The 11,768-nt window shown below is 47.8% G+C and carries 9 protein-coding genes and 2 pseudogenes; 7 read left to right on the top strand and 4 right to left on the bottom strand.

Translation table 11 applies throughout. The features are described 5' to 3' along the window. Positions 1-522: 522 nt before the first annotated feature. Positions 523-1,965, bottom strand: a complete 1,443-nt coding sequence (locus tag ACLFWI_RS17360; RefSeq protein ID WP_446413954.1) for an efflux RND transporter periplasmic adaptor subunit — start codon at positions 1,963-1,965, stop codon at positions 523-525. 353 nt (positions 1,966-2,318) lie between these two features. Between ACLFWI_RS17360 and ACLFWI_RS17355 the strand changes: the two are divergent. The 3 genes and pseudogenes from ACLFWI_RS17355 to ACLFWI_RS17345 all read left to right on the top strand — a co-directional run. Beyond that, positions 2,319-2,480 (top strand): annotated as a pseudogene (locus ACLFWI_RS17355) (helix-turn-helix domain-containing protein); the annotation flags it as partial. A 20-nt stretch (positions 2,481-2,500) separates the two neighbouring features. After that, entirely contained in the window at positions 2,501-2,665 is a 165-nt protein-coding gene (locus ACLFWI_RS17350; RefSeq protein WP_446413953.1) for a hypothetical protein, read from the top strand. A gap of 67 nt (positions 2,666-2,732) precedes the next feature. Beyond that, positions 2,733-3,626: a tetratricopeptide repeat protein gene (locus ACLFWI_RS17345; protein WP_446413952.1), complete on the top strand. Its 894-nt coding sequence runs from the start codon at positions 2,733-2,735 to the stop codon at positions 3,624-3,626. A gap of 261 nt (positions 3,627-3,887) precedes the next feature. On the opposite strand, the gene ACLFWI_RS17340 is transcribed toward ACLFWI_RS17345, so the two are convergent. Then, positions 3,888-4,289 carry a response regulator gene (locus ACLFWI_RS17340; RefSeq protein ID WP_446336864.1) on the bottom strand — a complete coding sequence of 134 codons (402 nt, stop codon included), beginning with the start codon at positions 4,287-4,289 and terminating at the stop codon, positions 3,888-3,890. A 135-nt stretch (positions 4,290-4,424) separates the two neighbouring features. Here ACLFWI_RS17340 and ACLFWI_RS17335 point away from each other — a divergent pair, with 135 nt between their 5' ends. The 3 genes from ACLFWI_RS17335 (at position 4,425) to ACLFWI_RS17325 (ending at position 9,773) form a co-directional block, all read left to right on the top strand. Then, positions 4,425-6,959 (top strand): DNA gyrase/topoisomerase IV subunit A, encoded by a 2,535-nt coding sequence (locus tag ACLFWI_RS17335; RefSeq protein ID WP_446413951.1) that lies wholly within the window; start codon positions 4,425-4,427, stop codon positions 6,957-6,959. Positions 6,960-7,309: 350 nt separating this feature from the next. Then, positions 7,310-8,635, top strand: coding sequence for a type IV pilus twitching motility protein PilT (locus tag ACLFWI_RS17330; RefSeq protein ID WP_446413950.1), 1,326 nt, complete (start codon positions 7,310-7,312; stop codon positions 8,633-8,635). A 202-nt stretch (positions 8,636-8,837) separates the two neighbouring features. After that, on the top strand, positions 8,838-9,773 hold the full coding sequence (locus tag ACLFWI_RS17325) for a circadian clock KaiB family protein (protein ID WP_446413949.1): 936 nt from the start codon (positions 8,838-8,840) through the stop codon (positions 9,771-9,773). 85 nt (positions 9,774-9,858) lie between these two features. On the opposite strand, the gene ACLFWI_RS17320 is transcribed toward ACLFWI_RS17325, so the two are convergent. Further along, positions 9,859-11,133 (bottom strand): FAD-dependent hydroxylase, encoded by a 1,275-nt coding sequence (locus ACLFWI_RS17320; RefSeq protein ID WP_446413948.1) that lies wholly within the window; start codon positions 11,131-11,133, stop codon positions 9,859-9,861. A 144-nt stretch (positions 11,134-11,277) separates the two neighbouring features. Further along, positions 11,278-11,532 carry a peptide ABC transporter substrate-binding protein gene (locus tag ACLFWI_RS17315; RefSeq protein ID WP_446413947.1) on the bottom strand — a complete coding sequence of 85 codons (255 nt, stop codon included), beginning with the start codon at positions 11,530-11,532 and terminating at the stop codon, positions 11,278-11,280. A gap of 124 nt (positions 11,533-11,656) precedes the next feature. On the opposite strand from ACLFWI_RS17315, the pseudogene ACLFWI_RS17310 reads away from it, so the two are divergent. Further along, a pseudogene (locus ACLFWI_RS17310) lies at positions 11,657-11,768 on the top strand (XRE family transcriptional regulator); the annotation flags it as partial.

Raw genomic sequence — 11,768 nt, 5'->3', positions numbered from 1 at the left:
GTCATTGGTCATTGGTCATTGGTCATTGGTCATTGGTCATTGGTCATTGGTCATTATAGGATTATCGTGGTTGTAGGGGCGAGTCGCTGCACCTAGTAGGCGGTGTAAGAATTAACCTATATCGACTCGCCCCTGTCTAAATACTTGTAATACTGGCAAGCGTTTCACCCTCATCCCCTAACCCCTTCTCCCAACCCCCCTCGTTCCCCCCTACAAGAGGGGGGATGGCAGCGGATGCTTCGCTTTTGTTGCACGGGAGAAGGGGAACCGAAATGATTAATGATAAAAGATGTAGCTGCCTAGATCTGGAATATAACACCTTTCTTGCTCCCCTCTCCCCAGGGTGGGAGAGGGGCTTGGGGGTGAGGGGGTTGTGGCTTAAGTTGACACCAATGTATGGCGGGTCGCCCCTACAATGTTTACCTAAAGAGTATTTTTCGGAAGATAAAGACATAAAAGAGGTGACAAAGACGGATTGGCAATTAGCGATCTTGGTTCTCCTTAAACTTCTCCACATTTCTTCTACTCTTCTTCTTCAGGATTGTAGTTTTCAGGTAAATCAATAAACACCCTTTCTCCTTCTCTCAATCCCCGGATAACCTGAGTTTTATCCTCAATTGTGGCTCCAATTGTTACTGGTTTAAACTTAGGCTGGTCTTCAAAATCAGGAACCATAACTCCAGTTTCGCCCTCTTGAGTCACAACCGCCACTGTCGGAACAACCAAAGCATCGCTAATGGGTTTTCCTAAAAATGTCAGGTCAACATTCATACCTGAGCGCAATTTATCTTGCGCTTCAGGGGCTAGGGCAACTCGCACTTGAAAGGAGGTGACATCATTCTCGACAACGGCTTCTGGGGCAACTAGTCTCACCTGACCTCGGAAAGCCTGATCCGGAAATGCATCTGAGATAACTTGGACTGGCTGTTTTTCTTGAATTTGTCCAATATCAACCTCTGGAACTTCAGCCAGAACCTCTAGTTGTTGGGTGGCTAATGCTACGATTGATGTAGAGGTTGCTGAAGCTGTACTCGATGCCGAGGTTGTTGGCGTGACAAATGCGCCAACGTTAGCATATTTCTGAGTGATAATCCCCGGAAAAGGCGCACGAATAATCGTGTCTTGTAATTGGATGTAGGCAGCTTGGGCTTGGGCTTTCGCCGCTTCTACAGCGGCTTCAAGTTGGGCAATTTCTTCTGGGCGAGTACCGTTAAGCAATTGCTGCACAGCAAATCCAGCTTCACTGACCGCCGCTTTGAGTTGAACAATCTCTGGGCTAGTTTGATCCTCAGTATTTTTAGTATTGCGGACTTGGACTAGACGTTGTTTGGCTTCCTCAAGCTGGGCTTTAGCGGTGCGGGCTTCCGTTAATGCCTCATCGAACTGATCTTGAGATACCACTCCCTCTTCCACTAGGTACTTATACCGCTGGACTCGTACCGTGGCTAAATCTAAGCGGGAACTGGCAGTTTGGGCTTGAGCAACCGCTTGGTCAATTTCTCTGGGATTACCGACGAGAGCTTCAGCTAAACGAGCTTGTGCTTGCTGAAATCGCTGTTTAGCTTGAGCAATTTCCTCAGGACGAGGACCTGCTTTGGCTTCAGCGAGACGGGCTTGTGTCTGCTGTAGGTCAGCTCTGGTTGCTAAAAACCGAGCTTTAAGATCCTCTTGTTCCATTACCGCCACCACGTCTCCCGCGTCAACCCGATCCCCTTGTTCGACTTCTAGCTTGACCAAACGACCTGCGGTTTTCGGACTGAGGTTGACAGTTTGAATCGGTTGTACCGTACCATTTGCCGTGATCCGTACTGCTAAATCCTGCACATCCACTGGCACAGTTAGTTCATCAAGATCAACGATGTCTGGTTTTGCCGCAATCACAAAATATCCCGCACCACCCGCGACAAGAAGGCTGGCTGTAATGATTCCCATTATCCAAGGGAGAGGATTATTGACTTTACCCATAGTCTGTGTCTGTCAGGTTTCCCCATTAATCTGCTACAGCAGAGTTTTTGCTCTCAAGGAGTGAACACTTATTTTCCTCGCAAGGCGCAAAAACAAACAATCAATCATCTGTTTCCGTCGCACCGATTTGGTTATCTCGGTTGGTGCTACATCAACGACGCCCGTCTAAGCCGTTCAAGTTCCTTCATTTCCATACTAACCTTACTAACGAAGGGCATCCTCAGTTTAGGGTATCGGTTTTTTCCTGCAGATTAGCGGTAAAACCCGCCCCGACATCCTGGCGGCTCCAGTCTTGCACAGAATTCCCTGGACGAGAACGCCAGTAAGAGTGTTAACTAATATAGAATTTCATTATGCTTCTCAACTACACCTACCGAATCAAGCCCGACCAACAACAAACCCAACTCCTTGATGAGTGGTTGGAAACGTTGCGGGTGTCCTACAACTACGCATTGCGGGAACTCAAGGATTGGATAGCTTCTAGAAAGTGTCCAATAGATAGGTGTAGTTTGGAATTTATCAAGTAGATCGTGATGTGGCGGCTGCCCAAGAAATCTGTAATCGTGGAATAGAAACGTATCCAGGGACTCTGGAGAAGCAAGAAATTGGCTCTCAAGTCGAGGTGTCGGGGGTTATGTGCCTAGATAACTGGCGTAGGGGAGCAATGCCCAATCGTGAGGTTGGGAAGCCGACGATGTAATCTTTGATTCATCGCCGGAGGATGTCACCGTAGCTGAAGATTCCTTATTGTGGTTTTAGACTTCACCGTGTTCAAACGTATTCTGTTATTGCCGATTTTTGTTCTGCTCGCTTTCGTGACCAAACCTGCTCCTGTTTCTGGGCAAGCCCTGCTTCCCTATACTCTACAGCTCGATGCTGAGGAATTGGAGCAGCAAGGCTTGAATCTAGCGCAGGATGCCGTTCAGCTTACCCGTTTCCAGCAATATGATCTGGCATTGTCTAGAGCTAAACTAGCAACTCAGCTTGCTCCCAAGAGTTTTGAAACGTGGTTTATTTTGGGAACCTTGTATGTCCAAAACCAGCAATTCGATCAGGGAATTGAGGCACTCTCTAAGGCTCAATCCTTAAAACCTGAAGAGGCTGGTGTTCTCTTCTCCTTAGGCAATACCTATTTTCAGAAACAGGAGTATCGAAAAGCTGTATCTAGTTTAGAAGCTGGCTTGAAGATAGAACCTGAGGTTCCCGAAGCGCTCTTTGATCTAGGCAACGCCTACTATATGCTGGAGCAGTATTCAAGGGCGATCGCAACATACCAAAAAGCGGCAGATCAGGAACCGAGCGATACCTGGCCCGTGTGGCCCGCGATCAACAATATTGGGTTAGTTAAGTATGAACAGGGGGATGTGGCTGGCGCGATTGACAAATGGCAAGCCGCGATCGCGATTGATCCAGAAGCGGCTGAACCGAAACTGGCTGTAGCCGTAGCACTTTATACCCAAGGGGAGCAAGACAGAGGACTTACTCTAGGAGAAACAGCCCTCCGCTCAGATGAGCGTTATGCTGATTTAGAGTTCCTCAAAGAAAATCTTTGGGGGGAACGTCTGATCTCTGATACTCAAAAATTCTTGGCAAACCCCAGAATTCAGGCAACCATTGCCCCCGGTAACAATGTTCCTGTACAAGTAGACGTTACCCCTTGAATCAAAATTTGAACGTTCCCAGACGCGCCACGGCGCGTCTCTACGTTGCTAAGGTATGGTATCAGGGGATGTATAAACCAAACTGACCGCAAGCTTTCTGACGTTTTTCATTCTCTATATTTTGCCGAAACGGTTGTGGTACAGTACAGGTGTACTTTAGCAAGACTCTAGTGGTTCGGCAATGTCAGCACCCAGTTTCAGAGGATGAATCGTCCTATACCAACAAGGGTTATTGGCGGTGTTGCTCTTACTCAGGTTTGCCTAATCATCTTTGGGCAAAAGTGCCAGGATTTGATCGACAAACTGTTGATGATCAACAACAGGTTTAGAGATATAACCATCCGCACCACTTTGCTTAAGGAAGTTTTCGCGATCGCCTTCCATCGCATGAGCCGTGACTAATATAATGGGCAGATTGCTGGTTTGAGCATCCGCTTTCAGCATCTGGGTAATCTTGATGCCATCGACAGGCTTACCTTGGTAAACACTGTGAGCCAGGGAAACATCCATCAAGATAATATCTGCATCTCCCGCGTGGGCAATTTTCATGACCTCCTCTACATCTTCGGTTCCCTTGACATTCAAGCCACCCCGCTTCGTGAGAATTTTGGAAAAAACGCGAAGATTAATGGGATCGTCTTCTACAATCAGAACGGTTTTCATGGGCGTTGCATCAAGAAAGTCGTCTTTTCAACAAAAGTGCAATTTGATCATCAGTCTGACAGGGACTGGGCAATGTTGCCACAAAAAAAATCAAATTTTCATCTCGTTGTGGTTAGAAATTAGGAAACAGAACTCATGGCAAAACAGTTGAATCTGCTGGCGACTGGTCAAGTTATTCCCACGCCCCTCCATGCAGAGATGCAACAGTCATATCTTGAATATGCCATGAGTGTCATCGTTGGGCGTGCCCTGCCAGACGTTTGCGACGGTCTAAAGCCCGTCCATCGGCGTATTTTGTATGCCATGTACGAATTGGGTTTAACCCCCGATAGACCCTACCGTAAGTGCGCTCGCGTAGTGGGTGATGTTCTGGGGAAATATCATCCCCATGGGGATCAGGCAGTATACGATGCTATGGTGCGCCTGATCCAAGACTTTTCCACTCGCTATCCACTATTGGCGGGTCATGGCAATTTTGGGTCGGTGGATAACGACCCACCGGCTGCCATGCGTTACACAGAGACGCGGCTGTCTCCCATTAGTCATGAAGCCCTCCTGTCAGAAATTGGCGAGGCAACCGTTGATTTTATCGATAATTTCGACGGCTCTCAACAAGAGCCTGTGGTTTTACCCGCTCAACTACCCATTTTACTGCTCAATGGTTGCTCTGGCATCGCGGTTGGCATGGCAACGAATATTCCGCCTCATAATCTGGGCGAAATTGTGGACGGGTTAATCGCCTTGATTGATCGCCCGGATCTGGCGGATGAAAAATTGTGGAAATTAATTCCCGGACCTGATTTTCCCACGGGGGGTGAAATTATCGATACGTCCGGAATTCGGGATGCCTATAGCAGTGGACGCGGCATTATTCCGGTGCGGGGAATTGCCAAGGTGGAAGAGATTCAAGTCGGGCGCACTCGCCGTCATCGCCGCACGGCACTCATTGTCACAGAATTACCCTATCAAGTAAATAAAGCGGCTTGGATTGAAAAAATTGCCGATCTGGTCAACCACGGACGCTTAGAGGGAATTTCTGATTTGCGCGATGAGAGCGATCGCCAGGGGATGCGGGTGGTTGTGGAACTGAAACGGGATGCTGATCCCAGAGATGTTCTCAAACACCTCTACAAACAAACTCCTCTACAAAGTAACTTTGGCGCGATTATGCTGGCATTAGTCAACGGACAGCCCCGCCAGCTACCCCTACGGCAATGTCTGGAAGAATTCTTACGGTTCCGGGAACAAACCCTAACCCGGCAATATACCTATGAACTTGACCAGAAACGACAACGACGTCATCTGGTGGAAGGATTATTGATTTGTTTAAATCAACTCAATCATGTGATTGAAATCCTCACCCATGCGCCTGATGGCACAACCGCCAAGACTCGGTTTCAAGATCAGTTAAACCTGAGTGAGAGTCAAGCTGATGCTATCCTTGCCATGCCGATGCGTCGCCTTACGGGGTTAGAACGGCAAAAACTCCAAACCGAATTTGAGGAACTCACCGCCCGCATTGAAACCCTCCAGGAATTACTCAGTAGCCGAAATGAATTACTCAAAACCCTGAAAAAAGAGTTGCGATCGCTCAAACGGAAATATGCTGATCCGCGTCGCACCAAGATCCGATCGCCGAAATCTCTCAAAGAACCAAAACAGCCAAAATCGGAAAAACAAACCCGCCAGAAAACCAAAACCTCAGACAACCAGAAAACCTCTGCCTCGAAATCCCCATCGCCTAATCTGATCGAAACGGAAGCTGAACAAACGGTTCTGGAATTTACCTATCAAGGACATGTACAACGCCTGCGTTGTGCACCTGATCCCAAATCCCCACCCTCGCTCAAAGATGGGAACGATTTTGTGATTCAGACCCAGCAAACCACCACCCAGTCAGAATTTGCCACCCTCACCAGTGGAGGCAAAGCCTACCCATTAAAAGTGCAAGATATCCCGCCCGCCGCCGGACGAAAGCAAGGCATCCCCTTGACTCGTCTCCTCCCTGATGCGGCTCAATCCGAAACCGTTATTACCCATTTTCGACCCAGAGAACTCTCGGAGTCTCTCAGCCTAATTTTGCTCACCCAACAGGGGCGCGTGAAGCGTCTACCTGCGACAGAGTTACTTAACTTAACGGCACGGGGTTTAACCGTGATTAAACTAAAACAGGAGGATTCGCTGGCGTATGTCAGCCTGGCTCAACCCACCGACGATCTGATTATTGCCACCAGTAATGGGCGCTTATTACGCTTTGAAATTAACGACCAAAATTTACCGATTATGGGGCGTACAGCCCAAGGCAATCAAGCGTTGCGACTGCGGCGTCGGGAGCAATTAGTCGGATGTGTCGCGATCGCTGCTAACGAGAATCTGTTACTGGTGTCTGAGCAAGGCTATGGTAAACGCATCGGACTCAATGTAGTCCGGCGCATCAAACGCGGTGATCTTGGCACTCAAGCCCTTCAGTTTAAAACCTCAACGGATCGGTTGATGGGAGTAGTCAATGCCTCTCAAACCGAGACGGCTGTATTACTAACCAGTGACAATCGAGTCATGAATGTATCGTTAAAATCTGTAAAGTTGTCCGGCAAAGATGGGTGTGGCGATCGCTTGGTTAAGCTCAAGTCAAATGAAACAATTATTGCTATTACAGCAATTCTCCCATAATTACGTGATTACCTAGGGACACGGTAGTAATTAAGTAGGGGCATAGCACTGCCATGCCCCTAATTTTCGATTAACTGGCGAGGGTTCGTAGTCAAACAAGTGCGGGTGGTCAAAAAGGCTATGGGATGGTTTGCAAATAAGGTTTTCCAGGATTTTGATCAAAAATCAAACTAAATAAAAACTAAAACCCCTCTAGCCCGAAAACTTTTCGATCCACCGACTATGGCTTTATAGTGAAAGGTAAGTCTTGTGACTGATTTCCGTCTGTTTCCGTGACAAATGTACTGTAGGGATTGCGGGAACCTAGGGAACGATACACAAAGAAATGTAACAGAAGCGGTAGTTCAACCATGACCGATCCAAAACGACCTCCGAGTGCGCCACCCCCTCCACCCCGCGTTCCTCCAGCCCCACCGCCACCGCCAAGGGGGGCAGGTTCCCGGAAAGCTCCTCCAGGTGCGACGCAAGCGATGCCCTCTAAAACGATGCCGATGCCGCCTAAAGCGGGTCAATCAGCATCAGATCCTACTGCCGTTAAAACAGCACCGAGTTCTCGTCAAGCTTCACCCGGCGTTAAACCCCGGACGCCAGCACCAAGTGCAGGACTTTCTCCCGGACAGCCAACATTAGCCCAGCTCATCCGCGAGGCTTATGATAAGGGATTTTCTGACGTTCACGTCGGTGTTGGTGAAGTTCCTCGGATGCGAAACCGAGGCGAAATGGAGCGGACAGAATATCCCGTCACCGATAAACCAACCTTTATGAGTTGGTTGCGGGAAATTCTCACCGATGAAGAAATTCGCCGCTTCCAAAACGAACTCGAATTTGATGGTGCAGCCCAGTATGATTTTGCCCGGGTGCGGATTAATATCTTCGACTCTTTGACTGGACCTGCCATAGTCATGCGCTTGATTCCACTCAAGATTCTGACAATGGAGCAGTTGCGACTCCCTCCAATTCTCAGGGATGTCTGTAATTACCACAAGGGTTTAATTCTGGTCACCGGTCCAACCGGTTCAGGTAAGTCAACCACGCTAGCGGCGATGATTGACTACATGAACAAGGAGATGCCGAAGCATATCATTACGATTGAAGACCCGATTGAATTTGTTCACAAAAGCCAAAAAGCCCTAATTAAACAACGGGAAGTCGGCGCTCATACTCTCCAGTTTGACAACGCTTTGAAAGCCTCCTTGCGGGAAGATCCGGATGTGATTCTGGTGGGGGAAATGCGGGATCGGGGTACCGTTAATACTGCGCTGAAAGCTGCTCAAACAGGTCACTTAGTTATGGGAACGCTGCACACGAACAGTGCGGTGAAAACCATTGAACGGATTCTCAATCTTTATAATCCAGAAGAACAACACGCTATCCGTGTTGCCTTTGCTGAATCGATGGTGGCAATTATTGCCCAAGGGTTATGTCGCACCACTGATGGGAAACGTGCTGCATTCCACGACATTCTGATTAATACAGAAGCGATTCGAGACTATATCCGCAAGGGTGAATATGAGGAAGTCCATGAATTGATGGCGGCTAATGAATTTGACGGCATGATGACGATGAATAAGTCCTTGTTTAACCTCTATCAGGAAGGACGTATCACTGAAGAAACTGCCCTAGAACAGTCGCCGACTCAAAATGAAATGGCGATGATGTTACGGGGTCGTATTTAATTGTTATTTGTCATTTGTTTATGTCATTTGTTTATGTCATTCGTCATTTGTCATACTTGCTTTCCGAAAAGAAGCAAGCTACGTCTTATGTTAGGACAAAAAGGTGGCAGCCAGGAAAATATTATCTTGTGATCTGCCGCCTTGATTTACCAGAAAAAACTCTAATTTGTGACAATCAACAATCAACAATCAACAATCAGCAATGAACGAGATTCAACGCTCGTTTCCTCAGTTATTTAAAGGCATTGCCCTATTTACACCAGGGGGAGATTTAATTTATAGCGTTGACCCTAGTAAACAAGAGCATTGGCATTTGCATCTGTGTGCGAGTTTACAAGAAATTCTCGGATTACCGGAACCGCCCCATTTTTTAGTACCGGGATATACTGGCACAATTGACCGTTGGCTTGATCCTTATACCCAACAGATGCGAACGTCAGCAGAACTTTACCCCCCGATTCAACACCATCAGGCTTTGCTGAATGCGGTGTTTGGTGTTAGAAATCTGGTCTGGCAAGTCACTCCTTGGCGGGAAGAGTCTTGTGATCCCATGGTTTTGGAGACGTATCGCGATCGCTTTCCCCAACTGTGGCAGGATCATGATTTGATTATCCGTTGCGATCGCCCGGATCAATGTATAGAAAAGTTGTCTGATGCTAATCCTAGGCATGATCATGATTCAAGTCTGATTCAATCTCCCCAGAGTTATGCTTGGTCTTTCCCAGAACGTTGGACGATTCAACAAACACCGTGGCAAGAATCCTCCCACCTACCGTCTACAGAAATTGATCCTCTCTTATCCTCGAACTCAGATAGGGAATCGAATCCGAGTCAGGCTAAATCTACACCCTTAACTACTCCTAGCTATGTCCTGCGCTTATTTGTATCGGGACACAGTGGATCAACTGAACATATCCTGAAAAAACTGCATCAGTTACTTGAACAATCCCTACAATATCCTTATACTCTAAAAGTAATTGATGTATTTAAGCATCCTGAACAAGCAGAAGCTAATCAAATTTCAGCGACTCCCACACTGCTGAGAGTTTGGCCCCCTCCCGTCCGACGTATTGTTGGCGATTTGAATGACTTGGAAAATCTTTTACGTATACTTATTGCTCCGGAAGCTCAACGATAGGAGTAAGCCTAGAACTAAAGTTCTGGCTCAAAGCTTAAACCCGTTAAAACGGGTTCAAAGACTTACCAAGTCAGCGACATTATGCTTAAGTCAGTGTCATTCGATTAAGTTGAGCGACTTGAGGAGTACGTCCCTTTAAACCTGTCATTAATTGCAGAGCATAACATTTAACGGGATACAGATGAAGCAACATCCATAATCCCAGGCGACGTAGGGTAACGATGGGCAGCCAGTTATTAGAAAATATTCGATCCAGGAAATCAGTAAAGCCTAAAATGACTAGATTTTCGCGTTTGCGCCATTGTTCGTAGCGCTTGAGTATCCGTTCGTCTCCAATATCTTCACCCTGTTGATGGGCGTCTTGGATAACTTGGGCAAGGGCGGCGGCGTCTCGGATGCCCATATTTAGTCCTTGTCCACCCACAGGATGGCAACAATGGGCGGCGTCGCCAATCAGGGCGAGGCGGTGTTGAGTGTAGCGATCGCTTTGCATTAGCTGTACGGGAAAGACGATGCGATCGCTATCTAATTCTAAATGCCCTAAAAGCCCGCCTGTGCGGTATTCTAGGAGTTCGAGGAATTCTTTTTCATCTAAGTCTTTTAACTGTTGGGCTTCGGCGTGAGGGGCTGTCCACACCACCTGACAGCGATTTTCCGCCAGAGGGAGTACCCCCATCGGACCACTTTCCCAGAAGCGTTCAAAGGCGGTATCGTTATGGGATTTCTCAGTTTTGATGCGGGCGGTGACGCAAGATTGCCAATATTTCCAGCCTTTTGTCCCGATTCCGGCGGCTGTACGAATACGCGATCGCGAACCATCAGCGGCGACAACTAAGCGCGATCGCAACTGCTGAGATGTTCCATCCACGTTAACCGTAACCTCTACCCCAGAGGCTTGATACTCCACATCCACCACTTCCGCCGGAGACAACCAGCTTACATTGGGACAATCTGCCAAAAACTCATACAGTGAGGTAAGCAGGGGACGATGTTCGCCCACATACCCCAAATCCTGCGTACCTAAATCTTTGGGGTGAAATTGCACAAATTTTGGATAATCGCCATCAGAGAGACGAATTTGCCGATAGGTAGCAATTTGCGGCTGAATCGTCTCCCAAACCCCAATTCCTTGGAAAATGCGCCCAGAAAGCAGCGAGAGGGCGTAAGCTTGCCGTCTAGCTACGGCAACTGACTGCGGTTTTGCCTCAATTAATCCAATCCGTAACCCGGACTGTTTCAACGCACAGGCGAAGGTTGTGCCGACAATACCGCCGCCAACGATGACCAGATCGTAGTCAAAGGTTTGATTGTATGCCTGTTCTTGCGCCATGTTCAGAGAATGTATCGAAATGATAAGCATTTTTACTTTTCTTCATTTTGACGTGGATAGCTGAAGAGGGCAAGTTGCGGGTGGGTTTGTAGGGGCGGGTTTCACCATTATCGTTTCGGTTACACCCATCAGCGACTAAACCCGCCCCGACTTTCGTCGGTTTAGAGACGTTCCTTAATAGGTATAAATCTGCCGAATCAACATACTCACAAATTCCCCAGGATTGCCTGTGGGCTGCAAGGGACTCCACTCAATCACTTCGGCGAATCGGAGGCGGTACAAAGTGCGAATAATGCTGTTCACGCCTCGGCGAGAGCCAATAATTGAGATTTTGACAGGTTCACGGCGGGAGGTGGGTTCTGGTGTGGCTGATGGAGAGGGGGGAACGGTAAGGGTTTCGAGGATATCGGGGATAAAGTCTTCTGACATTGGGATTCACCTGATTTTGAGTTGCAGCAGTATGTAAACAAATAAGTTCACATTTAGATCATACCTGATGTGAACGAATAAGTTTACATTTACTCCGTAATGTTCCTCTGACACGATTAGAGGCATGGGAAGAGCAGGACAAGCCCTCAAGCAGGCACTAAGAACCTACGGAATCAGCCAAAATAAATTGGCGGTGGCATTAGGCATTGAGCGCACCATCGTCAATCGTTGGTTTC

The sequence above is a fragment of the Coleofasciculus sp. genome (assembly GCF_046539235.1).
GTDB lineage: Bacteria > Cyanobacteriota > Cyanobacteriia > Cyanobacteriales > Coleofasciculaceae > Coleofasciculus.
This window is presented reverse-complemented; position numbering and strand designations above follow the sequence as displayed.